The following is a 24369-nucleotide window of genomic DNA, read 5'->3' as shown; positions in this document are numbered from 1 at the left end:
TGATTTCCTTCCTCGATCAGACGCTGGCCATCAGCGGGGCACGTGCTGCCTTTTCGCCCGGGACGTACCTGCCGGAGCGGTGCTCGAAGAGCCGCACGATCGCCCAGGCGATGAGGCAAAGTACCGAGTACAGCACCGCCAATACGAGGTAGGTTTCGAACTGATACTGATTGTAGTCCCGCTCCATGACGAGGTGGGCGGTCGCCATCACGTCGGCCGCGCCGATGTACATGACCAGAGCCACATTATGGATGAGGTAGATGATCGAGTTTCCGTAGCCGGGAAGCGCGATATGCACCGCCTGCGGCGCGACGACGCGCATCAGTTTCTGCTGGAACGTATAACCGAGGCTGTCGGCCGCGTCATGCTGGCCGCGCTCGACAGCAAGAAAGGCCGGACGCATGACTTCCGACAGATAGCCGCCGTGATACAGGCTGAGACCCAGCATGGCGGCGATCGTCGGCGAGACGAAGTCGTCGATGCCGAAAACGCCGACAAGCACCGGAAGACCATAAAAGGCCACGAACAGCTGCAGAACGACCGGAACGCTCCGCGCGTAGGACACATAGAGGTCGGCCAGCTGGCTGACCACCGGGATCCTGCGCACGCGAAACATTGTCGTAATCAAGGCCAGCACGAAGCCGGCGACCATGGCCGTGAACGTGATCGCAAGCGTCAGCGGCAATGCCGAGAGCAGCTCCGGGATCATGATGGATAGGTCCACCTGGGAACACTCCTTCTTTCAGTTCTGGGCCGGGTCGCCGGCTGCAAATTCCCGGCGTTACTTCATGTACGTGGTGATGTCCTCGCCGAACCATTTCTGCGAGAGCTTGGCGAGCGTGCCGTCGGCCTTGAGCTCCTTCAAAGCCTTGTCGATGCCGTCCGCGAGCGCCTTGTTCTCTTCCGAGCGATGGATGAGTACGAAAGTGTTGTTGATCGCGACCGGCTCGCTTGCCTGGACGTTCAGCTTCTGCTGGTCGATCACCGTCTGCTCGCCGAGATTCGACGGCAGGACCAGCGCGTCATACTTGCCGTTCTCCACCTCCTTCAGGCGATCCGGATAGGGAATGCCGGCGCTCGAAGCGGTGATTTCGATCTTGTAGTCGGGATTCTTTTCCTGCCACGCCGTAGCGAACTTGTAGATGCCGCCACCTGCCGTCACCGGAACGATCTTCTTGCCGACCAGGTCCTTCATTTCCTTGATGCCGCTGTCCTTGCGGCTGTAGATCTTGATCAGGCTGGCGCCGATCGGAGCTTCCGGGATGAGGAACTGCTTTTCGCGGGCGGGAGCACGGTAGTAGCCGCCGGTTGCGATATCGTACTTGCCGGTCGCAAGACCCGTCTCCTGCGCGATGTCGGCAGCACCTTCCATCACGAACTTGTACTGCGGCAGCTTGGCGTTGATCGCCTTCAGGACGTCGGGCTCGTAGCCCTGCGGTTCGACGCCGATCGCACCCCACGAGAGCGGCTTCGATTCCGCCGCGGTGGCGATCTTGATCGTCCGAACGTCTTCGGCGAAGGACGCGGTTGCGAAGGCGATCGCGACGCCTGCTACGGCGAAACCGAGACCACGGCGCGAGATTGAACTCATGGAAGTCATTTCAGGCATCCTTTCTTACTGGATCGCGCGTTCGGAATTGAGGAACTGAGCGAGGCGCGGGTTGGAGGGCGTGTCGAAGATTTCGGACGGACTGCCGTCGGCTGCGACGACACCCCGGTCCATGAAGACGATGCGGTTCGAGATGTTCTTCGCAAACTGCATCTCGTGAGTGACGAGAAGCGAGGTGATGCCGGAGGACGTGACATCCTTGATCACCTTGAGAACCTCGTTCACCAGTTCAGGATCGAGTGACGAGGTCGGCTCGTCGAAGAGCATCACATCAGGTTTGACCGCGAGCGCTCTGGCGATGCCCGTTCTCTGGAGCTGCCCGCCGGAAAGCTGCGACGGATAGTTGTCGAGCTTGTCGGAAAGCCCCACTCGCTCGAGCTCCTGCAGCGCGATGGCGCGGGCTTCGTCCTTGGCCTTGCCCTGTACGACCACCAGCGGATCCATGACGTTCTGGATAACCGTCATGTTCTTGAAGACGTTGAACTGCTGGAACACCATCGCAGTGCGCAGACGGATCGCCCGAACGGCGGTCTTGTCCGGCCGGGCGAAGTCCATCCTGATATCATCGAAGGCAATCGTTCCGGATGCCGGCTTCGCCAGATGGTTGATGCACTTCAAGAGGGTCGTCTTGCCGGTTCCGCTGGGGCCGATGATCGAAACCACGTCACCTCGTTTCACCGAGAGATCGACGCCATTCAGGATCTGGGTGCGACCGTAGGACAGCTTCAGGTTCTTGATCTCAAGCATTTTGGGGTCTCAGGTCCTTTCGGAAGATAGTTCGGGAAGCGCTTCGGTCTCGGCATCGAACCACTCGTCGCCGAGAAGTTCCGGCGCGTCGAAAGCCTGAAGGTTTGCAAAATGCTTCTCGCGGTCTTCGACGAAAAGCGATCGGACGACGCCGCGCGCCAGGCGGTCGGCGCCCTCGCTGATTGCAGGGATGTCGCCTGTGAGCTTCCCGTGGCTGAGAGTCGCCGGGAAGTTGAAGCAATGAATCTTCGAGAGAACCGGGCAGGAACCCGGTTCCCTCTCAAGGAATTCGAAAGCCTCGCCAAGATCCGGCGATCCTTCAAGCTCCGCATTGGCCATCCCGGCCGGCGTCGGGAAGCGGTCGCGCCAAAGTCGGATGTGGGGTTCAAAGACTGCCAATTCCGGCCGATTGGTCAGATCGATCTTGAAGCCGGTTCCGAAGATCAAGAAGTCGAGGAGGTAGCTGGCCTTCGACGTCGTCACGACGAGTTGGTCACCGTGCTGCTGCAGGCCGGTGATCGGGCTTTGGAGATGAAGGTGGGCCTGTTCGAAGGCGCTGACGCGCAGCACGCTCGCACGCGGCGGCGGCGTCTGCTGGCTCATGGCGTAGTCGAGGAAGCGCCACTTCCATTCGTCCGGCAGTCCGGCGAAGCCATGGACGACGCCCTGACTGCCGATGCCGGTGAACTTGTTGATCCGCGGCAGTTCCGTCCGGCGGACGAACATGTCGAGCCGGGCGGCACCGGCTTCGAGCGCGGTCGCGGCATTGTCCATCGCCGACGCACCCGCACCGATCACTCCTACGCGCTTGCCGCGCAGCGCTGCGAAGTCGATCGCATCGGCGGTGTGCGCCCAGAACTTGCGATCGATATTTTCGGCGATGTCGGGCACGAAGGGGCCGCCGAGACCGTCGCGGCCGGTTGCGAGAACCACGTGTCGGGCGATGATCCTTTCCGTGCGGCCATTCTCGCTGCAGGCGAGGTCGAGCATGTCATCGTCGCGCGGCAGGATCGCATCGACCGAGACGCCGTTGCGCACCGGCAGCTCGAGCACCTTCCGATACCAGATCAGGTAGTCCATCCACGTCTCGCGCGGCGCCCGGTCGAGCGCCGCCCACCCCGCGCTGCCGAAGCGCGCTTCATAATAGGCCCGGAAGGTGAGCGCCGGCAGTCCCATCGCGGGACCTGTAAGCTGTTTCGGCGAACGAAGGGTGCGCATCCGGGCGAAAGTGACCCACGGCCCTTCCTCCCCGGCGGGTGCCTTGTCGAAGACGACATGGTTGGCGACGCCAAGGCGCTTCAGCATTCCGGAAGCGACGAGGCCTGCCATGCCGCCGCCGATGATGACGACGTCGATGACGGATTGGCCATCAATTTCGCGGGCGGGAACCCACGCCTTTGCGGGCAGTTCCAGCCAGGCGAGGTCCTGGCGAAGACGCGCTTCGAGGGCGTGAAGATTATCCGGATGTGTGGAGAGATCGCTCATGCGGGCGCTCCTTCGGGAATTGCCGCCTGCCCGTAAACTGTGTCCGCCAAGGTTTCGATGCCATTTGCCTCCAGCAGGCGGCAGCCGGGCATCTTCAACGCTTCGATCCGCGCGGCATCGATTGCGGCGGCGACCGTCGGCGCGAGCGGTAACGCCGCCGCGGAGATCGCACCGAACAGAAACGGGATGGCTTGGTCGAGCACGCGCATGACGATGCCATCGAGGGGCACGCCGCAGACGGTCGCCGGCTCGACGATGGCAATGCCAAGTCCTGCGCGCACCAACGAGAGCGCAGTCAGCGAGGCGTTGACGTCGATGATGCGATCCGGCGCCACCCCTGCCCGTTCCAGCGCCTCGTTGACGCGATGACGAAGCCGATAGGGGTTCGCGAGCGTGATGATGCGATGCTCCGCGAGATCGGCCATGCGGACGACCTCGTTCGCGGCGAGAGGCTCGTCGGCGCCGATGGCGATCACGCACGGTGCTTCCGCGATCCAGTGGATGTCGAGACCGGGATGTTCGAGCGGCAGGCTCGATATGCCAAGATCGGCCGACCGGGCGAGAACCGCCTGCACGACGTTTTCGGCGGCGAGCGCCTGGACGTGGAGATGACGCGGGATCAGCTCGGGCGAGACGGCCGCCAAAGCCTGCGGCAGGATTCCTGCAGCAAGGGATGGCGTTGCCGCGATGGTCAAGGTCGCTGGCTCGTCAAGACCGATTGCCTCGGCCCGTTCGCGGATGTGGGTCAGGCTGGCGAGATGACGTTCGACCTCGGCATGGAAGCGCAGACCGCGCGACGTCGGCTGGATGCGCGGGCCGCTTCGGTGGAGGAGCGCATAGCCCAGATCGCCTTCCAGGTCCTGGATCTGCCGCGTCACGGCCGGCTGCGAACGGCCGAGCAGCCGGGCTGCGCCGGTGACGCTGCCAGCCGACATCACCGCCGCGAAGGCTTCAAGCTGCCGGATGTCGAACGGGTTTTTATTCATATTCAACATGAAGCACCGCCATCCATGCTTTGGAAGCATGACCTTCCTAAGAATTGAGCAGATAGTAGATAATTATTTCGCATGGATTGCAAGTCTTCATGTTAATTTGACATAATGACACTTCAACCTATCTAATGCTCTCCCGCGAGATGCAAAGGAGCCTGCCTTGACGCTCATCGAAACTCTTGCCGCCGTCAGACCCGGCTCAGCCCTGGCCGAGGCCATTGAAAAACGGGCGGAGATCCTGCGCCTCAGCGAAGCCGCCCACGACGCAGTCCTTCTTCCGCGTGATCCCGGCGGCCTGTCGCATGGCCTCAGGGCGGCGCTTGCCGCCCGTATGGCCCGTCACAACCACAGCGAAAAACTGGCGCAGCACTACGAGGAACTGGTCAAACGTGCCGCCGAGGCATCGACAGCGCCGCTCGCCAAGCCAGGTACTAGCGCAACCGATGAGCGCATCGCAGAGATCGTCCGCCATGCGGACCGACTGACGGTCGCGCCGCGGGAAGCGACCCGCGACCACATAGAAAGATTGCGCAGTGCGGGAACGACCGACGCCGACATCGTCCGGCTGTCGGAGCTTGCGGCCTTCGTAAATTATCAGGCTCGCGTCATTGCAGGGCTGACGCTGATCGGAGGAAGACAATGAGCGACGTCGTCCATACCTTCACCACCCAGGTTCCGCGCTGGCAGCCTTACGTTATTCCAGTCGATCTTGAAACTGCGACCGCCGAGCAGCGTGAGGCAATGCAGGTCACGCCCTCCAACAAGGGCATCTCCCCCTACGTCCTGACGCTTGCGCACGACCCGGAATCCCTCGCTGTCCGCTCACCCCTGTTCAACCTGATCATGTATGGAAAGGACGGGCTTTCACCGGGAGAACGCGAACTAGGCGCCACTGCTGCTTCCGTCGTCAATCGCTGCGTCTACTGCGCCGCCGTCCATGCCTCCCGGTTCATCAGCCATACCAAGCGGACTGACGTGATCGACGCCATTTTCGCCGATGGGCTCGACGCCGAACTCGATGAGCACCTTCAAACCATCTTCGATTTCTCCGCACATCTATCGACGACGCCGCCGGAAGCAACGCAAGCTGACGCGCAAGCGCTGGCGGACGTCGGCCTTTCCGAGCTTGAAGCCCTGGACCTCGTACTGTCGTCCGCCATCTTCGGCTGGGCGAACCGCCTGATGCATACGCTCGGCGAACCGGTAAAGGACTAGGTGCATCGAGAGGCAGGAGGCCTCATCGCGTCGCGCTCAGGGGTGCACCGCGGAATCGGTGTCACCGCATGCGCATAAGATCCACTGCGCGATTGCTTATGATTGCTTCCATCGAAAAATAGCCGGTTACTGTCGCAAGATCGAAGTTCGTTATCAGCTTCTGGTAGAAAGCGTCATAGCCCGACATTCCTTTGGTGATGACCTTGATCAGGTAGTCCCAGTCGCCGCCTATTCGGTAGAAATCGACAACTTCCGGCATCCGGTCGACGTGCTTGCGAAAATCTTCCGACCATTCCTTTGAATGATGGCGAGTTCGGATCATGACGATCACCGTGAGATCAAAACCGAGCGCTTCAAAATCGATGGAGGCGCGCGATCCCTGTATGACACCTGTCGCATAAAGGCGCTGAAGGCGGCGCCAGCAGGCATTCTGCGACAGCCCGACCTGATCGGCCAAGTCACGTTGAGAAAGCGAAGAATCCCGCTGCATGCACGTCAGAATTCGCAAATCAATTTCGTCGATTTTCAAACTGTTATCGATCATATGACCCAATTATGCCCCCTTCGTCCAAAAAATCGGTGAAGTCTTCAACGGTGATGCAGATTAGAATCGTTGTCAAATCCTTCGCGGAGAATGACGATGCACGAATTGGCTACGCGCTATCCATCAAAAGAACTCTCCACTGTTCTCGGCAAGTTCAAGAGTGATCTCAACCGAGATGACCCCATCGGCAGGTTCAGGGCGGGGCTGATAGGCTCAAAGGCGAAGGTCGACGGCCCGTTCGGCCCCAAGGACCTCGTCTATGCCGACTATGTGGCTTCGGGACGCGCGCTCAGACAGGTTGAAGAATTCATCCTCGAAGAAATCCTGCCCTACTACGCGAACAGCCATACCGAGGCGTCCTACTGCGGAGGGATGATGACCCGCCTTCGACGGGAAGCACGCTCAGTCATTAGGGAGCTCTGCGGAGCCGATCGACAGCACGCCGTCATCTTTGCCGGATCCGGCGCGACGGCGGGCCTCAACCGCCTGGTGAACCTGCTGGGCGTCACCCATGCGATCGCGGCCGGCAAAAGCGTGCGCGTCGTCCTCGGCCCATATGAGCACCACTCGAACATCCTGCCTTGGCGCGAGAGCGGAGCGGAGGTCATCGAGATTGTCGAGGGGAACGACGGTGGTCCCGATCCGGTCATGTTGCAGAAGGTCCTTGAGAACGCCCCCGCAGATTTGACCATTTGCTCGTTCTCTGCCGCATCGAACGTCACCGGCATCCTGACCGACGTCCCGGCGCTAACGAAGATTGCAAAGGCTGCAGGCGCCAAAGTCGTCTGGGACTACGCGGGGGCCGGACCATACGTGCCGATTGCGATGACGCCCGAGCATGGCGCCGAAATCGACGCAATCGTCGTGTCTCCTCACAAGTTCCTGGGCGGCCCAGGGGCCTCCGGCATATTGGTCGTGCGGCACGATGCGGTAGTAACGAGCAAGCCATCCTGGCCCGGTGGCGGCACGGTTAAATTCGTTTCGCCCACGAGTCACGATTACAGCGACAGCTTGGAGTCTCGGGAGGAAGCGGGAACACCCAACGTCATCGGCGACATCCGTGCGGCGCTCGCCTTCCTGGTCAAGGATGCGATCGGGCTTGATGCAATCAAGCGGCTGAACGACGAGTGCACGCGGCGCGCCTTCACCGCGTGGAAGGACGTTTCGGAGATCGAATTGCTTGGCCCCACCTCGATCGCACGTTTGCCGATCTTTTCGTTTCGCGTGCGAGATGGCAAGGGTGGCTACATCCACCAGCAATTGGTCACCCGCATGCTTAGCGACCGGTTTGGCATTCAGGCCCGTGGCGGCTGCGCCTGCGCTGGTCCCTACGTGCATCGGCTGCTTTCGATAGACGCCCGGACGTCGGAACGCATGCGGCAGGCGATCTTGGCTGGCAACGAAATCGAGAAGCCCGGATTCACGCGGCTCAATCTGAGCGTCCTGGCATCGGACGAAACGGTTGCCTTCATCCTGGATTCGGTCGCGCAACTCGCGCGGGACGCATCGTCGTATGTCTCGCTCTACACCTTCGATCCGGCGCGCGCGATCTTCTCGCCGGTCGCGTCCCTTCGGCGGGAGGCGGTCTGTGCGTAGACCTGATGTCGCCGCGTTCTTCGACCCGCGTACCTCCTCGATCCAATACGTGGTCAGCGATCCGCAAACCAGGGCCTGTGCGATCATCGATCCGGTTCTTGACTTCGATGAGAAGTCGGGATCGCTGACGACCCACAACGCCGAAATGCTGTTGAACCACATTCGGGACCAGGACCTGCGCCTGCACTGGATCCTCGACACGCATCCGCATGCCGATCACCTCTCGGCCGCCGCCTATCTGAAGGAGCTGACCGGCGCGCCAACGGCCATCGGGAGCCGCATCACGGATGTTCAGAAAATCTGGTCGAAGATCTACAACTGGCCAGCATTGCGCGTCGACGGCAGCCAGTGGGATCGGCTCTTCTTCGATGGAGACACCTTCTCTATTGGGAACATCGAAGTCGGCGTCATGTATTCGCCCGGCCACACCCTTGCCTCGATCACCTACACGGCGGGCGACGCCGCGTTCGTTCATGATACGGTCTTCATGCCTGACAGCGGCACTGCCCGTGCTGATTTTCCAGGCGGTAGCGCCAGGTCACTCTGGTTGAGCATTCAGAACATCCTGATGTTACCCGGCGATACGCGCCTCTTTGTGGGACACGACTATCAGCCCGGCGGCCGGCAGCCGCTCTGGGAAAGCACAGTGGAACGTCAGAGGGCGGAAAACATCCATGTCGCGCAATGTGCGTGCGCCGACGCGTTCGTCAACCTTCGGGAGGCGCGTGATCGGACGCTGCCAATGCCGAAGCTCATACTTCACGCGCTGCAGGTCAACATCAACGGCGGCCGGCTACCGGAACCCGAAGGGAACGGCCTTCGCTACCTCAAGTTCCCGATGGGTGCCTTTCAAGGTTCCGTCTGGTCCTGAGCAACCCGATTACGGCACCTCGCCCGCTGACTAAACGTTCTGTGCTCAAGCAGGATCCTGATAAATGGCGCTAGATCTTTTTCAATATGGCATGGGGACCCTCAGCGGCGCCTTGGTTGGTTTCACCCTCGCCCTTTTGGGCGGTGGCGGCTCCATCCTTGCAGTCCCGCTTCTTGTTCATGCCGTAGGGCTGACCGACGCCCATACCGCCATTGCCACCAGCGCCGTTGCCGTTGCTTCGAATGCGTTGATCAGCCTGGTCATGCACGCGCGCCGCGGAACGGTGATATGGCGGTATGCGGGACTTTACTGCGCGACTGGGATCGTCGGGGCGCTGCTCGGAGCATCGATCGGAAAGATGCTCGATGGGAAGCATCTGCTTTTGTATTTCTCAGGGCTGATGATCGCCATCGCCATTTTGATGCTGCGTCGAATAAGCGTCGCCAGCGAAGATACCTGTATCTTCGAACGTCGGAACACCACCAAGGTTCTTGCGATCGGTGGTGGGAGCGGCGTCATCTCCGGCTTTTTCGGAATAGGCGGTGGCTTCCTGATCGTCCCCGGCCTGGTGTTTTCCACCGGAATGCCGACGATCAATGCAGTGTCGACCTCTTTAGTCGCGATCGTGGCGTTCGGTTCGACTACGGCTGCCACCTATTCCATCTCAGGTCTCGTCGACTGGCCGCTGGCCACTGTCTTCATAATGGGAGGCGCGTTCGGCGCCGGCCTCGGCTGCAAACTTGTGCACCGCCTTAGGCCTTATCAATCTGCGCTCAACAGTGTTTTTGCGGGCGCCATCCTCACCTTCGGCATCGCCATGGCGTGGAGCACCCTCCTCGGGTAGCTCGCCGTGGTCTTCCGGAACAGGATTTCCTATCTGATGAGAAGGCATCCGCAATTGCTTGCCTCTGTCTCGCGCGCGATGGCCGGCTTGGCCGGCCTCGTGCTCGTCGCCGTCGCCGCGGTCGAGATAGCAAAACTGGTTGGGATGAGGATCAGGCCGATGCGAAGACTTCAGACTATGCTCGCTTCCGCAGCAATTGCGCTCGTGCCTCTCACCAACGCTCTTGCGGACGATGCTCTGTCTTCGTTCGACCGTTTCGTCGATCGCTGTCTGGACCGCGGGCCGCAGTATGATCGCGCGGCAGCCCTCGCCCACCGAAACAAATGGCCGGCGCTTGCTGCCGACATGGTGTTGAGCATTCTTCCTCTTTCGGAGCCCGTGGCATTCGACGGCTGGATCACCGGGGCGGGCAGCGCGGCACCCTTCGAAGCCCTCGTCGTTGGAAGGAGTATGGTTGGCGAGAAGGCTGTCGAGAGCTGCACGATGGCCTTCGCCGGGACCGACGCCGCGGGCTTCGAGCACAGTCTTGTTTCGACAAAAGAGGCAAAACCGTCCGGCGAGCAGAACGGTGAAGGACGTATCCGGAAGTTCTTCACGATCGAGCGCGATGGGTTGAAAGAGGCGGTGACGCTCGATCTTCCCATCTACCCTAACGGCAGCGACGAGGTGCTCGCGAGCGTCGTCGCCGAGCAGCAGACCGAGCACTGAACTTGCCCCGATAACAACGCGCTGAATACCGAGCGGCAACCATATTTCAACCGAACCCTTTCCCCGCCATCGCAAGCCTCTATGTTGACGGTGGACGAGCTGAATCCTTACGGCGCCGCGCATCTTTTCAGGCGCCCAAGAAATGCTGTAGAACTTTGAATCGCTGCCGCTCGCACCGGCGCGGTGGCGATAGGGAAGCGGTTTTGAATGGGAAGCGTCGGCAACGGCTGGCCGAGAGGCGGCGGGAAAATCGGCGAATTGTTGCGGCATCCGGCCTTTGACGCCGTCGGTCTCGGACCGGCCGAAAGCTGGCCTGCGTCTCTCAAGCATATCGCCGAAATGGTGTTGAATTCGCGCCAGCCGAAATTCGTCGCCTGGGGTCCGGATCTCGCCTTTCTCTACAATGATGCCTACGTGCCTGTTTTCCCCGACCGGCATCCTGGCGCACTCGGAAGACCCTTTCGCGAGGTTTGGGCGGATATCTGGGAACAGTTCTCGCCGATCGTCGCCAGCACGCTTGAAGGCAGGCCGCAGCTCTTCAAGGAGCTGCTCATCCCGATGCGCCGGGACGGCCGCACCGAGGATACCTGGTTTACCTTCTCCTATACGCCGCTGCGCGACGATGACGGCGCCATCGCCGGCATCCTTTGCGCGACCCTCGACGTCACCGACCAAGTGGCGGCCAAGCGGGGCGAGAAGCTGGCGCTGGAAGAACTGCGCGCCAAATCGGAGGCGCTTGCCATCGTCAACCAGGCGGGCGCCGCTATCACCGTCGAGCCCGATGTCGAACGCCTCACTCAGATTGTCGTCGATGCGGGTGTGACGCTGACAGGCGCCGAATTCGGCGCCTTCTTCTACAATGTCGATGATGGCGAGGGCGGCAGCTACATGCTTTACGCCCTCTCCGGCGTCGACCGGAAGAACTTCGAGAAATTCCCGATGCCACGCAATACGAAGGTCTTTGAGCCGACCTTCAGCGGTGAAGGCATCGTGCGCTCCGACGACATCCTGCTCGACCCGCGCTACGGTCAGAATCTGCCGCATTCCGGCATGCCGGAGGGGCATCTGCCGGTCAGGAGCTATCTTGCCGTGCCGGTGAAATCGCGCGACGGCAGCGTCATCGGCGGTTTGTTCTTCGGCCACGGCGAGCCTGGCCGGTTTTCCCAGGCAGCGGAGGCGAGCCTCATCAGTCTCGCCGGCCAATCGGCCGTGGCAATCGACAATATTCGGCTCTTCCGCGCCGCCAAAATCGAAATCGACCAGCGCCGCCACATGGAAGACCAGCTGCGCAAACTCAATGAAATGCTCGAGGTCCGGGTCGCGGCCGAGATTGCCGATCGCCAGCAGGCCGAAGCGGCGCTCCGGCAGTCGCAGAAGATGGAATCGATCGGCAAGCTCACCGGCGGCGTTGCCCATGACTTCAATAATCTGCTGCAGGTCATCTCCGGCAATCTGCAGCTTCTCGGCAAAGACGTGGCTGAGAACGGCCGGGCAAAGGAGCGCATCGCGAATGCGCTGGCCGCCGTCGAACGCGGCTCGCGGCTGGCAAGTCAGCTGCTCGCCTTCGGCCGTCGCCAGCCGCTGGAGCCGAAGGTCGTCAATATCGGCCGCCTGGTCACCGGCATGGACGACATGCTGCGTCGCGCGCTTGGCGAGGAAATTGAAGTCGAGACCATCGTTTCCGGCGGCCTCTGGAACACCTTCGCCGATCCTGCTCAGATCGAGAACGCCCTGCTCAACCTCGCGATCAACTCGCGCGACGCAATGGATGGTGTCGGCAAGCTGACGATCGAGGTCGGCAACGCCTTCCTCGATGATTCCTACAGCCGCACCCATCCCGAGGTAAAGGCCGGCCAATATGTCGTGCTCGCCGTCACCGATACAGGGTCCGGGATGACGCAAGAGGTGATGGAGCAGGCCTTCGAGCCGTTCTTTTCGACAAAACCGGAAGGCAAGGGCACCGGTCTCGGCCTCTCCATGGTTTACGGTTTCGTCAAGCAGTCCGGCGGTCACGTGAAGATCTATAGCGAGATCGGCGAGGGTACGACCGTCAAACTCTATCTCGCCCGTTCGTTGCGCAGCGAGGATCGCGCCGCGGCGGCCGACAACCTTCCGGCAACCGGTGGGACCGAAACCATCCTCGTCGCCGAAGATGACGAGGGCGTTCGCGCCACCGTCATCGAGATGCTCTCGGATCTCGGCTATTACGTGCTGAAGGCGAAGGATGCGCAAAGCGCCCTCACCGTCATCGAAAGCGGTGCCCACATCGACCTGCTCTTTACCGATGTCGTCATGCCCGGTCCGTTGCGCAGCCCGGAGCTTGCCCGCATGGCGCGACAGCGCCTGCCCGACATCGCCGTGCTCTACACCTCGGGCTATACGGAAAACTCAATCGTTCATGGCGGCAGGCTCGATCCAGGTCTGGAGCTGCTCTCCAAGCCCTATACGCGCGAGGAGCTCGCCCGCAAGATCCGCCAGGTGCTCGCCAACCGGCCGCAACGCCACCAGGCAGAGGCCAATGCGCCGGTGTCCAATGCAAAGCAACCCAATCCAAAGGTTCCCGGCACGGCCGGAAAGCTGAAGCTGCTGCTCGTGGAAGACGATGCATTCATCCGGATGGATACCGCCGAAATCCTGCAGGATCTCGGCTACGACGTCATCGAGGCGGGTAGCGGCGAACAGGGCGTTGATATCCTTGGCCACACGCTCATCAACGTGATCGTCGTCGACGTCGGCCTGCCCGGCATGTCGGGCTCGGCCTTTGCCGCCAAGGCGCGGGAAGCCTTTCCCTCCGTCGGCCTGGTCTTCGCCACGGGCGACAGCGACCCGCCCGACGCCGCTCGCTTCTCCGGCTCGGTGCTGCTGATGAAACCCTACACCAGCGCTGCGCTCGACCGGGCGGTCAAGAGAGCCGCCCAGCTTTCCCAAGCTGAACCGCCCTAACCCGCACCGTCGAACTCGGGATATTTGCGCATCAGGTCGGCCTCGCTGGTGCAGCTGTCGTCGCGCGCCGTCAATTCGATCGAGATCGTGTCGCCAAGATCGAGGCGGCCGTCGTCATGATGGTCGCCATCGTGATGGCTGCCGCCGTCGTAACGACTACCGTCATTGTGATAGACGGGAATGCGGGCGCCGCTCTGGCTGACAAGCACGGCATCCCTCTTGAAGCCCCTCCGCAGCAGCCAGTCGCGCGGCGCCATCAGGCGGATATCGACCTCGTAGGAATGTCCCTTCCCTTCCTTGAAGCTTACCGTGTAGGTGACCGGCGATACCTGGCCGTTCACGTCGATCGTGCCGTTTCCATCGGCTTTGACGATGTGTTTTTCCATGTTCTCGGTTCCTTGCTGCATGTGGGCTTAAGTAGGCTTGCCCATCGAAAACCCGACAAAATCGGCTTTTGTTCCGAAATCTGGGACAATGACCCTATAGGGAACTTTTCCCCTCCCCACCGGTTGGATTCTCTTACAAATCGCGTTCGAGCGCTTTGCAAACCACAGGAGGCGAAGATGCCGCGAGGAGACAAATCCGACTATACCGACAAGCAGAAACGCAAGGCCGAACACATCGAGGAGAGCTACGAGGAGCGCGGCGTCTCTGAGAAGGAGGCCGAACGGCGCGCTTGGGCGACCGTCAACAAGGAAAGCGGCGGCGGCAACAAATCCGGGTCCGGCCGCGGCAAGAAGGATACGCATGAATCCTCCAAAAAAGGCGGCCGGGCCGGCGGCGCTGCATCTGCGGCACGCTCGAAGGAGGAGCGTTCCGCTTCCGCCAAGAAGGCGGCCGCGACACGCAAGCGCAACGAGCACCATAGCCACCACTAAACATGTGCCGAAGGGTGTGAGCGGTCTCGGGCGGCACCATGCTCCAACCAATCGAGAAGAGGACGGCAGGCGCCAGCTATCTGCAGCCCGTCCGGCAAAAGGGATTTTCACCATGGCCAAATCGAAGAAGAAATGGTCGCAGGACGTTACCGAGCACAGCAACGCGATGGATCTCAAGGAAGGCGTGTTCAAATCGGACGATCCGAAGAAAATTGCCCGATCGATCAAGCACTCCGCCGAGGAGACCGATCGCCGTAAGTCGAGCCCGTTTCGCGCTGCCATGTCGATGCTGACCTTCTACATAAACCGCGCTGGCGGGCAGCTGTCGAAAAAGCGGCGCGGCACCCTTGAAAAAGCCAAGGACGAACTGCGAAAAGACTTCGGTCGTCAACCGAGGCATTGAACATGGCATATGAGCTTTATTATTGGGACGGCATTCAAGGCCGCGGTGAATTTGTGCGCTTGGCGCTGGAGGAAGCCGGCGCCGACTATGTCGACGTCACGCGTCAGCCCGGCCGGGGAACGGGCGCCATGCTCGAGATCATGAAGAGCGAAGGCGAGCCGCACATCCCCTTCGCTCCGCCCTTCCTGAAGGACGGCGACCTCATTATCCCGCATGTCGCCAACATCCTGTTTTACGTCGGGCCGAAGCTCGGCCTTGCGCCGGAGGACGAAAGCCTTCGCTACGTCACCAACGGCCTGCAGCTCACCATCACCGATTTCGTTGCCGAAGTGCACGATACCCACCATCCGATCGACCTGTCGCTTTATTACGAAGACCAGAAGCAGGAAGCCAAAGCCCGTTCGGCCGCATTCATCCGCGACCGCATTCCCAAATTCCTCGGTTATTTCGAGCGCGTTCTGAAGCGCAATCCGAAAGGCGCCGATCATATAGTCGGCAATGCGGTCACCTATGTCGACCTCTCGCTTTTTCAGGTGATCGAGGGCCTCACCTATGCCTTTCCCAAGGCCATGAAGAAGAGCAAGGCCGAATACCCCGCTCTCCTTGCCCTTCATGATGCGGTGGCGAAGCGGCCGAACATCGCCCGTTATCTCGCCTCCCCTCGCCGCCTCGCCTTCAACGAGGAAGGGATTTTCAGGCACTACCCGGAACTAGACGCCGGGAGCTGAAGAGTTTAGTTCGGCCTCGCCTATGAGGAAATCAAGCAGCCTGTTTTCTTCGGCCCGCAAGCCCCGCAGCGGCTCGCTGCCGCCCTCGATCAAAGGATGATCATTGCCCGCCAGCGCGATGATTGCCGGATGGATATAGCTCGAGCGCGAGATCGCCGGCGTATTGTGCAGAGCCTCGGCCGCAGCCTCCGACATTTCCTTCACCGTCGGCCGTCCGCCGCCGCCGATCCTTTCGCGGGCGACCCCGAAGGCCGCCAGCGATCCGGCCCAGGTGCGGAAGGTCTTGGCGGAGATCGGAATGCCCGATATTTCGGCCAAATAGGCATTCAGCCGGCCGGAGTCGACCGGTTTCAGCACGCCGCTTTCATCCTTCCAGACGAAGAGCTGGCGGCCGGGAAGGTCGGAAATCTCTTCCAGGATTTTCTGCAGCCTGGGATGCTTGAGACTGCGCTGGACGCGCTTGCCGCCCTTGGCCCGAAATTTGAGCTCGATCCGCCCGTCGACGATTTTCAGATGCCGCTTCAAGAGCGTCGTCGCGCCATAGGTGCCGTTCTCCCTGACATAGGCCTGATTGCCGACCCGCAGATGCGCCTCGTCGAGCAGCGTCGTCAAAGCCGCCAGCACGCCGTTGACATCCTCGGCACCGGTGTCGAGATGCCGCAGGACGGTGCGGCGGATCTTCGGCAGCGCCCGGCCGAATTCGATCAGTTGGTAGAATTTTCCGGCGCTGCGGAACGATTGCCAGTCCTTGTGATAGCGATATTGTTTGCGCCCGCGCGCATCGATACCGGTCGCCTGCAGATGACCGTTCTCGTAGAGACAGATCCAGACATTCTCGTAGGCTGGCGGCAGTCCGAGCGCGCCGATGCGCGCCCGCTGTGATTCATCGGAAAGCGTCGTGCCGTCAGGCATCACATAGCTGAAGCCCTTGCCTTTCCTTCGCCTGCGGATGCCCGGTTCGGTATCGCTGACATAGATCAGGCCAAGTTCGGTAATTGTTTCGGCATTCATGCTGTTGGCGACCTGCTATTTGCCCCAGCGGCCGAGCTGAAACCACCGGCGCCGCTGGGCTTTGGTCGCCCCTTCCGGCGGTTGGGTCTGGCCTGTTGGCGCGAAGACGGCCACGCTCTGGGTATAGACCATGACGGGATTGACCTCGTCGTGTACGTCGAAAGCACCGGTCTCAGCCCCTGTGTCGAGAACCCGTGACCACTGTTTCAGTCCGTTCACGATGGGCAGATGAACTTCGCAATCACCGCCGGCGTTGAAGACGAGGAAGAGGTCATCCATCTTCTCTGTATCGAGTGCGTGCACGCTCTTCGAGAAGTACACGCCAAGGACCTGCAATCCATCGTCGTTCCAGGCCGCATCGTCCATGAAATTACCGTCCGGCTTGTACCAGGCGATCTCGATGCGCCCGTCCTCGGTGGTCTCACCGGTCAGGAACCGCTCCTGGCGCAGGACGGGATGGGCCTTGCGGAACGCGACGGCCTGCCTGCAGAAATCGAGGAAGGGATCGTCGAGCCCGTCCCAACTCGTCCAGCCGATCTCATTATCCTGGCAATAAGCATTGTTGTTGCCGCCTTGGCTATTGCCGAGCTCGTCGCCGGCCAGGATCATCGGCACGCCCTGCGAAAGCATCAGCGTCGCCATCATGTTGCGGCGGCGGCGTGCGCGTGCCGCGTTAATATCGGCATCATCGGTGGCGCCCTCGAAGCCCATATTGTCGGAATGATTATCCGAATGCCCGTCCCTGTTATCTTCGCCGTTCGCCTCGTTGTGCTTGCCGTCGAAGGAAACCGTATCCATCAGCGTGAAGCCGTCATGAGCCGACAGAAGATTGATCGAGGAGGTCGCGCCCCGATCGGAATGGTTGAATTGCGGCGCCGAACCGGTGATGCGCGCCGCCAGCTCCGAAACCATGCCGCCGTCGCCCTTCCAGAAACGGCGGACGTCGTCGCGGAACTTGTCGTTCCACTCACGGAAGGGGTGCGGGAAACCGCCGACCTGATACCCGCCCGCGCCGATATCCCAAGGTTCGGCGATCAGCTTGACGCCGGCAAGGATCGGATCCTGGCGAATGGCGCCGAAGAACAGCCCCTGCCGGTCGAATTCCAGATCCTGTCGCCCGAGTGTGCTGGCAAGATCGAAACGGAAACCGTCGATATGCATGACGCCGACCCAATAGCGCAGGCTGTCGAGCACCATGCGCATCACCATCGGATTGGCGACATTCAGCGTGTTGCCGGTTCCCGTCGTATCGAAGGTATGGCGGGGATCGTCGGGAGAGAGGATGTAATAGCTCGCATTGTCGAGCCCGCGGAAGGACAGCGTCGGCCCTTTCTCGCTGCCTTCGGCCGTATGATTGTAGACCACGTCCATGATGACCTCGATCCCGGCCGCATGGAACCTCTTCACCATGGTCTTGATCTCGGTGATCTTGTCACTCGACAGGTAGCGCGCCTGTGGCGCGAAGAAGCCGAGCGTCTGATAGCCCCAATAGTTCCTTAGCTTCTTTTCAATAAGATAGCGGTCGTCGAGGAAATACTGGATCGGCAGCAGCTCGATCGCCGAAATGCCGAGTTTGACGAGATGATCGATGATCGGATCGCTGCACATGCCGAGAAAGGTCCCGCGCAGCCGGTCGGGCACTTTCGGATGCGTCATCGTCAGGCCGCGCACGTGCGCTTCGTAGATGATGGTATCGGTCCAGGGCCGGCGGATCGCCTCTTCCCCCGCCCAGTCGAAATCAGGATCCTGCACGACGCCCTTGACCATGAAGGGCGCACTGTCGCGGTCGTCGAAGGTCAGATCGTCCTCACCGATCCGATAGCCGAACAGCGCATCATGCCATTGCAGCTCGCCCGTCACCTGCTTGGCATAGGGATCGAGCAGCAGCTTGTTCGGATTGAAGCGATGGCCGGCGCCCGGATCATAGGGGCCATGGGCGCGATAGCCGTAGACGGTGCCCGGTTCGATACCGGCGATATAGCCCGACCAGATGTCGCCCTCGCGTTTGGGCAGGGGCAGCCGGGCAATCTCATCCTTTCCGTCGGGGGAAAACAGGCAGAGCTCGATCTGTTCCGCATGCGACGAGAAGACGGCGAAATGAGTGCCGGAACCCGTATACTCCGCCCCCAGCTCCGGCTTGAGGAAGTCGAGTTCCGAAAATGAAAAGCTCATGGCGCCCCGCCTGATGAAAAGACCAAGCGGGAAACGTGAAGGTGGTTCGAAAGTTCCGTAGCCCCGGGGAAAGCGGACGCTGTCGTTTGCCGATCGAGGCGTCTACGGCATCAGCTGGCCGCCGTTGACCTCGATGACCTGGCCGGTGATGTAGCCCGAGAGCGTCGGCGAAGCGAGGAAGAGATAGGTTCCGACGCAATCCTCAGATGTGCCGACGAAGCCCATCGGGATCGATCTGCGCTGCAGCTCCATCTGTTCGTCATTGGTATAACGCTCGTGGAAGGGCGTGGCGATCACACCTGGCGCCACCGCGTTGACGCGGATCCTGTCGGCGACGAACTCCTTGGCATGGCCGCGCGTGATGGTCGAGACGAAGCCCTTGGAGGCGGCGTAGAGGACCGCGCCATTGCCGCCGCCGTTGCGGGCGGCGATCGATGTGGTGTTGATGATGAAGCCGCCCTGTTTCTTCAGCCAGGGATGGGCCGCGCGCGTCGCCGCCAGCACCGAGCGGGCATTGAGGTCCATCACCGCGGCATAATGGGCGTCTGTATATTCGGAAGTCGGCTTACGCCCCAGCATGCCGCCGGCATTATTGATGAGCCCGTCGAGATGGCCGAAGGTCTTCGCCGTCTCCTCGACGACACGCTCCGTCTCCCCCTCCCTCGACACGTCGCCCTGGATCAGATGCACGGTGCCGCCTGCAGCCCGGATTTCTTCGGCGAGCTTTTCCGCCGGTTCCCGGCTAGCATTATAATGCACCCCGACCTTCGAACCCTGGGCCGCAAAGGCGCGGGCAAGTGCTGCGCCGATGCCGGTCGAGGCGCCGGTGATCAGTACGGCCTTGCCGGCGAGATCCGGCAGTCTGATGAATGCGAGCAATTGAGCAAGTTCTGTCATGGCCAAGAAGCCTCCCGAAAAACCAAGGACATAGGTGATGAAACAGACGGGGGAAGTCTATCAGCCGAAATCGGCGAAGGGCAATGCACGAAAGTGGGAGATTTGGGTCGTGGGTGATGACATGGCTAGTGGGTTCGGACGGCCTGGCTGCCCCTAACCCTCTGGGGCGAGGGGACGTGCCACGCGAGAGGTCAGAGGAGAATGGAGAGACTGCGGCATGATCCCTTCGCCCCGCGTGCGGGGGTCCGAAGGACGGGTCGAGACCCGTGGCTCGACCCCGGTCGGTGCCGGCAGGCGGATGAGGGGCGGACCTCGCCGATCTCCACCCTCAAGAAGACACGCCCAAGACCGCCTCCTGTTCGCGGCGCCCAAGAGGCGGAAATGCGAGCGCGATCGCCGCAGCCCCGAGCCCGACCATCGCGGAGCCGATGAACAGCCAGGAATAATTGGCGAAGGTATCGAAGATCCAGCCGCCGATCAGAGGCCCGAAGGCCATGCCGAGGCTGGAGAGCATCGTCGCCGCTCCGAGGACGGTACCGATGATGCGCTGGCCGAAATATTCCCGCGCCAGCACCGCATAGAGCGGCATCACGCCGCCATAGGCGCTGCCGAAGACGATGGCGAGCGCATAGAACTCCGTCAACTGGCTGACCAGGAGATAGGTCGCGAGTGCGGCCGCCTGCACCAGGAGGCCGGCGACCAGGACCGGCTTCACGCCGATCCTGTCGGCGAGACTGCCATAGAGCAGCCGACCGCCGAGGCCCGCCAGGCCTTCGACACTGTAGATGCTGACGGCCGCCATCGGTGCGACGCCGCAGATCGTCGCATAATTCACCATGTGGAAGATCGGGCCGGAATGGGCCGCACAGCAGGCAAAGAAGGTGAGGCCGAGCACGATGAATTGCGGTGACCGGAAGACTTTCGAGAGCTGTGGCCGGGCTCCCGCCGCGGCAAATTCGGTGCCGGCATCGACGGCTTCGGCAGGCGGACGCCTGACCAGCAGGGCGGCCGGCACCAGCAGCACCCAGGTGGCAATGCCGATGATCAACATGGCAGGGCGCCATTCATAGGCCGAGATCAGCCAGCGGGCGAAGGGCGAAATCGTCATCGGCGCCACCCCCATGCCGGCGGAGACCAGCGACACGGCAAGCCCGCGGTTCACGTCGAACCAGGCGGTGGTCGCCGCGATCATCGGGGCGAAGAAGGCGCTGGCGGCCAGTCCGACCAGGATGCCGTAGGTCAGCTGGAATTCGATGAGTGTTACGGCGCGGCTGGCGAGCACCAAGGCCAGGCCGAGCAGCACGGACCCGACCAGCACGACGATGCGAGGGCCGAAACGGTCGCTCGCCGCACCCCAGAGGAAACCGCCGAAACCCATGACGAGGAAATTCAGCGTCATGGCGCTGGCGATCCCGACATGCGACCAGCCGGTGGCGGTGGCGATCGGCTCCTGGAAAATCGCCAGCGAGAACATTGCGCCGATGGCGACGCACGACATCAGGGCGCCGACGGCGACGATGACCCAACGATAGGAAACACTCATGGCTTCATACCTCCATGCCGACAGAGTGATCGCGACGCGTGCAGCCGGTCGGCCACTTTCCGCGCCTTGCGATTAAAGACGTTCGAAGCACCGCGATTTCGACAGCGCCGTCACATCTTTTTTCCACCGGCCGTTTAGAGCGTGCGGAACATCACCAAGGCGTCAACATAACTCTCGGTTGGATGCAGGAAGACGCCGGGCAGCCGGCCGACGATTTCGAAGCCGAGGGATTGCCACAGCGCGACAGCGCGGCGATTGCTGCTGACGACGAAATTGAACTGCATGGCCCGAAAGCCCCGTGACCGGGCATGCTCGAGCGAATGTTCGTGCATGCGGCGGGCGACGCCGCGGCCGCTCGCGGCGGCATCGGTCATGTAGCCGCAATTGCAGACGTGGCGCCCGCCGCCCGCCTGATTGGCCTTGATGTAGTAAGTGCCGAGGATGACGCCGTCCTCTTCCGCCACGAAGGTCTCGCGGTCCGCTCCCATCCAGTAGGCGAGCGCATCGGCTTCGGAGAGATCGCGGTCGAGCGCATAGGTCTCACCGGCGCGGATCGTCGGGCCGATGATCCGCCAGATTGCGCTGCGGTCGTCGTTGTTTGCGGGTCGGATCAGCATGACGTTTTCTATCGAAGTAGATCGCGGCACGCAACGTTCCGCGAGCGCTCAGATCGCGGCAGTTATAAAGTGCGGGTTACGAAGGACCCTGCCGACAGCGCCCGGTCTGCACAAGCTCAGTGCCATTATGCCGGCGGTGCGGCCTGATGAACAGAGCGGAGGGCGAAGAGCGCGCAAATGTCAGCAACCAGGATCAAACACCCCTTTAGATCCCATGGCAGAACAGGCGTACTGGCAGTCCACCCGCACGAGGTTAATCATGAATACCAAGACTCTTTCTGCCCTTTGCGCGGGCGATGACAGCGCGCAGCGTCGCAAGCATGAACATTACACAAGGCATTCTGCCTTTAGCGCGCCCGGCCGCCATTCTGCGCTCCTCGACTTACTGCCGTCCGATCCGGCCGGCGTTGCCCGCACGGCGCAGGCCTTACTGATCTACGAGCACGCCGCAGAACCATTCTATGGTTACAGGGTTCCCGAAGCGCGCCGCGGCGAAAGCCACATCCGGCCGATGGAAAAAATGCTTGATGCGTTGCTGGTCCTCGACGACCGTCCGCTCTCCGTCGCCCGGTCGCCCGAGAAGCGTCTGGTCGGAATCTGCCGCCATTACATGTTGCTGTCCGTCGCAATTCTTCGGCAGCACGGAATTCCCGCCCGTGGTCGCGGAGGCTTCGCCACCTACTTCAATCCGGGCAAGTTCGAGGATCATTGGGTATGTGAGTACTGGAAAGCGGCTGATGGGCGCTGGGCCCTGCTGGACAGCCAGCTCGACGAAGTTTTCATCCGCAATCTCGGAATTGGCTTCGACATCACTGACGTTCCGCGCGCCCAATTCCTGACCGCTTCCGAGGCGTGGCGCAGATGCCGCAGCGGAGAACTCGATCCAAATCTGTTCGGCATCGAGTTTGAGCAGCTTCGTGGTCTGTGGTTCATCGCCGGTAACCTGATCAGAGATCTCGCCACTCTCAACGGTCGCGAAGTCCTGCCTTGGGACGTTTGGGGAGCACAACCCACGATAAATTCGACGCTTTCGCATTCAGAACTGGATTTCTTTGACGAGGTCGCTTTGATTACGGCCAATGCAGATGCAGATTTCGATGCGTTGAGCCGGCGTTTTTCCGAGAATCCTAAACTACGGCTCCCGCAAACGGTCTTCAACTCATTGCGACGGCGTCAGGAAAGCGTGTTCGAGTAAGATTACCTATACTTTCAGACCGAAAGGACCTGCTTTCCCACTGCCCAGGACCCATCGGCGCGCAACCGGAATCCATCTCTCATGATAGGACTTCGCGGCAACGGAGCACCTTCATATGGAGATGCGGCGCCTCTCGATATCAAGCGTCGGTTTTGCGCTCAGACCCTTTCGAGCGCGATCGCGATCCCCTGCCCGACACCGATGCACATGGTCGACACCGCATAGCGGCCGCCGGTTTCGGCAAGTTCCAGGGCGGCCGTGCCGGTGATGCGGGCGCCCGACATGCCCAAGGGATGGCCGAGCGCAATCGCGCCGCCATTGCGGTTCACCCGCTGGTCGTCATCGGCGATGCCGAGTTCGCGCAGCACCGCCAGTCCCTGGCTGGCAAAGGCCTCGTTGAGTTCGATCACGTCGAACTGTTCCTGTGTCATGCCGAGCCGCGCCATCAGCTTGCGCGAGGCCGGGATCGGCCCGATGCCCATGACCCGCGGCGGAACCGCGGCGGCAGCACCGCCGAGGATGCGGGCGACCGGCGTCAGACCGTATTTTCGCACCGCCGCTTCCGAGGCGACGATCAGCGCTGCCGCCCCGTCATTGACGCCGGAGGCATTGCCCGCCGTTACCGTGCCACCTTCCTTTTTGAAAGGGGTGGCGAGCTTCGCCAGAGCCTCGATCGTCGTCGCGCGCGGATGCTCGTCCTTGTCGACGACGATGGGCTCACCCTTGCGCTGGGGAATGGTGACCGGGACGATCTCCTTCGCCAGCCGTCCGCTCGCCTGCGCTGCCGCCGCCTTCGCCTGGCTGCGTAGCGCGAAGGCGTCCTGATCCACGCGGCTGACCTGATAGTCCCCGGCGACGTTCTCGCCCGTCTCCGGCATGGAATCGACGCCATACTGCTTCTTCATCAGCGGGTTGATAAAGCGCCAGCCGATCGTCGTGTCGTGAATTTCGGCTGCCCGAGAAAAAGCCGTCTCGGCCTTCGGCATGACAAAGGGCGCGCGCGACATGCTTTCGACGCCACCGGCGAGCATCAGTTCCGCCTCGCCGGCGCGGATGGCGCGCGCCGCCGTCATCACTGCATCCATGCCGGAGCCGCAGAGCCGGTTGATCGTCGTGCCCGGGACAGCGACGGGCAGGCCGGCGAGCAGCGCCGACATGCGGGCGACGTTGCGGTTGTCCTCGCCCGCCTGATTGGCGCAGCCGAAGATCACGTCGTCGACGGCTTCCCAGTCGACGGCGCCGTTGCGCGCCATCAGCGCCTTCAGCGGGATGGCGCCGAGATCGTCGGCCCGCACCTGGGAAAGCGCGCCGGCGAAGCGGCCGATCGGCGTCCTGATATAGTCGCAGATGAAGGCTTCGGTCATGGCTTTC

At 61.7% G+C, this 24369-nt stretch carries 24 protein-coding genes; 11 read left to right on the top strand and 13 right to left on the bottom strand.

Annotated elements, in window-relative coordinates; translation table 11 throughout:
* Positions 1-16 precede the first annotated feature (16 nt).
* The 5 genes from NMA58_RS28335 to NMA58_RS28315 are packed head-to-tail and all read right to left on the bottom strand — an operon-like array spanning position 17 to position 4827.
* A complete protein-coding gene (locus tag NMA58_RS28335) occupies positions 17-724 on the bottom strand; it encodes an amino acid ABC transporter permease (protein ID WP_434714430.1) in 708 nt (235 codons plus the stop codon).
* A 57-nt stretch (positions 725-781) separates the two neighbouring features.
* Positions 782-1600 (bottom strand): amino acid ABC transporter substrate-binding protein, encoded by an 819-nt coding sequence (locus tag NMA58_RS28330; protein WP_430959186.1) that lies wholly within the window; start codon positions 1598-1600, stop codon positions 782-784.
* A gap of 15 nt (positions 1601-1615) precedes the next feature.
* Complete coding sequence (locus tag NMA58_RS28325; protein WP_430959187.1) at positions 1616-2356, bottom strand: amino acid ABC transporter ATP-binding protein; 741 nt, start codon at positions 2354-2356, stop codon at positions 1616-1618.
* Positions 2357-2365: 9 nt separating this feature from the next.
* On the bottom strand, positions 2366-3841 hold the full coding sequence (locus NMA58_RS28320) for an NAD(P)-binding domain-containing protein (protein ID WP_434714428.1): 1476 nt from the start codon (positions 3839-3841) through the stop codon (positions 2366-2368).
* A complete protein-coding gene (locus tag NMA58_RS28315) occupies positions 3838-4827 on the bottom strand; it encodes a LysR family transcriptional regulator (RefSeq protein WP_434714899.1) in 990 nt (329 codons plus the stop codon). The genes NMA58_RS28320 and NMA58_RS28315 overlap by 4 nt, the downstream gene beginning before the upstream one ends.
* Before the next feature lie 166 nt (positions 4828-4993).
* Between NMA58_RS28315 and NMA58_RS28310 the strand changes: the two genes are divergently transcribed.
* Together NMA58_RS28310 and NMA58_RS28305 are read left to right on the top strand one after the other, a co-directional pair.
* The gene (locus NMA58_RS28310; protein WP_434714427.1) at positions 4994-5476 is read left to right on the top strand and encodes a CMD domain-containing protein; all 483 of its coding nucleotides are present in this window, start codon (positions 4994-4996) and stop codon (positions 5474-5476) included.
* A complete protein-coding gene (locus NMA58_RS28305; protein WP_434714425.1) occupies positions 5473-6048 on the top strand; it encodes a peroxidase-related enzyme in 576 nt (191 codons plus the stop codon). The genes NMA58_RS28310 and NMA58_RS28305 overlap by 4 nt, the downstream gene beginning before the upstream one ends.
* Before the next feature lie 61 nt (positions 6049-6109).
* Here the strand turns inward: NMA58_RS28305 and NMA58_RS28300 are convergent, their stop codons facing one another.
* Positions 6110-6592 (bottom strand): Lrp/AsnC family transcriptional regulator, encoded by a 483-nt coding sequence (locus tag NMA58_RS28300; RefSeq protein ID WP_434714897.1) that lies wholly within the window; start codon positions 6590-6592, stop codon positions 6110-6112.
* Between the two features lie 96 nt (positions 6593-6688).
* Here NMA58_RS28300 and NMA58_RS28295 point away from each other — a divergent pair, with 96 nt between their 5' ends.
* From NMA58_RS28295 to NMA58_RS28275, 5 genes are all read left to right on the top strand, one after another.
* Positions 6689-8188 (top strand): aminotransferase class V-fold PLP-dependent enzyme, encoded by a 1500-nt coding sequence (locus tag NMA58_RS28295; protein ID WP_434714424.1) that lies wholly within the window; start codon positions 6689-6691, stop codon positions 8186-8188.
* Entirely contained in the window at positions 8181-9059 is an 879-nt protein-coding gene (locus tag NMA58_RS28290) for an MBL fold metallo-hydrolase (protein WP_434714423.1), read from the top strand. The genes NMA58_RS28295 and NMA58_RS28290 overlap by 8 nt, the downstream gene beginning before the upstream one ends.
* A 64-nt stretch (positions 9060-9123) precedes the next feature.
* Entirely contained in the window at positions 9124-9903 is a 780-nt protein-coding gene (locus NMA58_RS28285; RefSeq protein WP_434714422.1) for a sulfite exporter TauE/SafE family protein, read from the top strand.
* Between the two features lie 36 nt (positions 9904-9939).
* Complete coding sequence (locus NMA58_RS28280; protein ID WP_434714420.1) at positions 9940-10611, top strand: type II toxin-antitoxin system VapC family toxin; 672 nt, start codon at positions 9940-9942, stop codon at positions 10609-10611.
* A gap of 207 nt (positions 10612-10818) precedes the next feature.
* The gene (locus NMA58_RS28275; protein ID WP_434714892.1) at positions 10819-13554 is read left to right on the top strand and encodes a response regulator; all 2736 of its coding nucleotides are present in this window, start codon (positions 10819-10821) and stop codon (positions 13552-13554) included.
* Here the strand turns inward: NMA58_RS28275 and NMA58_RS28270 are convergent.
* Positions 13551-13940 (bottom strand): hypothetical protein, encoded by a 390-nt coding sequence (locus NMA58_RS28270; RefSeq protein WP_430959197.1) that lies wholly within the window; start codon positions 13938-13940, stop codon positions 13551-13553. The genes NMA58_RS28275 and NMA58_RS28270 overlap by 4 nt on opposite strands.
* Positions 13941-14117: 177 nt before the next feature.
* Between NMA58_RS28270 and NMA58_RS28265 the strand changes: the two genes are divergently transcribed.
* The 3 genes from NMA58_RS28265 to NMA58_RS28255 all read left to right on the top strand — a co-directional run bounded on the left by NMA58_RS28265 (position 14118) and on the right by NMA58_RS28255 (position 15563).
* Positions 14118-14432, top strand: a complete 315-nt coding sequence (locus tag NMA58_RS28265) for a plasmid stabilization protein (RefSeq protein ID WP_302749270.1) — start codon at positions 14118-14120, stop codon at positions 14430-14432.
* Between the two features lie 112 nt (positions 14433-14544).
* A complete protein-coding gene (locus NMA58_RS28260; RefSeq protein WP_430959198.1) occupies positions 14545-14835 on the top strand; it encodes a DUF3175 domain-containing protein in 291 nt (96 codons plus the stop codon).
* A gap of 2 nt (positions 14836-14837) precedes the next feature.
* Positions 14838-15563 carry a glutathione S-transferase gene (locus NMA58_RS28255; protein ID WP_434714889.1) on the top strand — a complete coding sequence of 242 codons (726 nt, stop codon included), beginning with the start codon at positions 14838-14840 and terminating at the stop codon, positions 15561-15563.
* Here NMA58_RS28255 and NMA58_RS28250 read toward each other — a convergent pair.
* The 5 genes from NMA58_RS28250 to NMA58_RS28230 all read right to left on the bottom strand — a co-directional run bounded on the left by NMA58_RS28250 (position 15546) and on the right by NMA58_RS28230 (position 21803).
* Positions 15546-16574, bottom strand: coding sequence for a DNA topoisomerase IB (locus tag NMA58_RS28250; RefSeq protein WP_434714887.1), 1029 nt, complete (start codon positions 16572-16574; stop codon positions 15546-15548). The genes NMA58_RS28255 and NMA58_RS28250 overlap by 18 nt on opposite strands.
* Before the next feature lie 15 nt (positions 16575-16589).
* Positions 16590-18746: a glycogen debranching protein GlgX gene (gene glgX, locus NMA58_RS28245; protein WP_434714885.1), complete on the bottom strand. Its 2157-nt coding sequence runs from the start codon at positions 18744-18746 to the stop codon at positions 16590-16592.
* A 102-nt stretch (positions 18747-18848) separates the two neighbouring features.
* Positions 18849-19643, bottom strand: coding sequence for an SDR family NAD(P)-dependent oxidoreductase (locus tag NMA58_RS28240; RefSeq protein WP_434714883.1), 795 nt, complete (start codon positions 19641-19643; stop codon positions 18849-18851).
* Positions 19644-19971: 328 nt separating this feature from the next.
* Positions 19972-21186: an MFS transporter gene (locus tag NMA58_RS28235; protein ID WP_434714881.1), complete on the bottom strand. Its 1215-nt coding sequence runs from the start codon at positions 21184-21186 to the stop codon at positions 19972-19974.
* A 134-nt stretch (positions 21187-21320) separates the two neighbouring features.
* A complete protein-coding gene (locus tag NMA58_RS28230) occupies positions 21321-21803 on the bottom strand; it encodes a GNAT family N-acetyltransferase (protein WP_434714879.1) in 483 nt (160 codons plus the stop codon).
* A 259-nt stretch (positions 21804-22062) separates the two neighbouring features.
* On the opposite strand from NMA58_RS28230, the gene NMA58_RS28225 reads away from it, so the two are divergent.
* Positions 22063-22998: a transglutaminase domain-containing protein gene (locus NMA58_RS28225; protein ID WP_434714878.1), complete on the top strand. Its 936-nt coding sequence runs from the start codon at positions 22063-22065 to the stop codon at positions 22996-22998.
* A gap of 158 nt (positions 22999-23156) precedes the next feature.
* Here NMA58_RS28225 and pcaF read toward each other — a convergent pair whose 3' ends face one another.
* Positions 23157-24362, bottom strand: a complete 1206-nt coding sequence (gene pcaF, locus NMA58_RS28220; RefSeq protein ID WP_434714876.1) for a 3-oxoadipyl-CoA thiolase — start codon at positions 24360-24362, stop codon at positions 23157-23159.
* Positions 24363-24369: the final 7 nt, after the last annotated feature.

The organism is Rhizobium sp. YTUHZ045 (assembly GCF_051124255.1).
GTDB lineage: Bacteria > Pseudomonadota > Alphaproteobacteria > Rhizobiales > Rhizobiaceae > Rhizobium.
Note: the sequence above shows the minus strand (reverse complement) of the source record. Positions and strands in the feature narration are given on the sequence as shown.